Source organism: Ramlibacter sp. WS9 (assembly GCF_003797765.1).
Taxonomy (GTDB): Bacteria; Pseudomonadota; Gammaproteobacteria; order Burkholderiales; family Burkholderiaceae_C; genus Ramlibacter.
In genome coordinates this window covers 1-418 of the sequence record NZ_RKMB01000153.1, presented here as the reverse complement: position 1 = coordinate 418, position 418 = coordinate 1, and the positions used below count along the sequence as shown (strand labels likewise).

The window sequence follows — 418 nt, the reverse complement described above, 5'->3', positions numbered from 1 at the left end:
AGCGACATCCGGCAGTGGATGAACAAGCTGTACGGCGAGGCCTTCGCCGCCGTCTACGTGCAACCGGGCGCGCGGGTCGCCGTGCATCTCGATCAGCAACTGGCGATCGACTACGAACTCAAGGGCCGCAAGGTCGATTACAGCTCTGGAGCCGCTCATGCAACAGCAGACCTGGACTAACCCCCTTCTTCACTTCTGCGCCGGCCTGGCCTGCGCGCTGACCCTCTCAGCGTGCTCCACCAGCAAGGAGGAGATGCTGCCCCACGGCGAGGCCAACATGCTCGACGTCTGGGAACAAGGTGCAACCAGCTCGTTAGGCAACAGCCGTGGCCGGCTACTCCTCGATGCCAGGCAAACGCTGCGGCGCCCGATCGATCCGCAGCAGGTTGCCTCCGCGAACGACCAGGCCGACTACACC

2 pseudogenes are annotated in these 418 nt (G+C 64.4%); both read left to right on the top strand.

Annotated features, from left to right (window positions below):
- Window positions 1–180: pseudogene (locus tag EEB15_RS33410) on the top strand (TIGR03752 family integrating conjugative element protein); the annotation flags it as partial.
- Window positions 158–418: pseudogene (locus tag EEB15_RS33405) on the top strand (TIGR03751 family conjugal transfer lipoprotein); the annotation flags it as partial. The pseudogenes EEB15_RS33410 and EEB15_RS33405, both read left to right, overlap by 23 nt.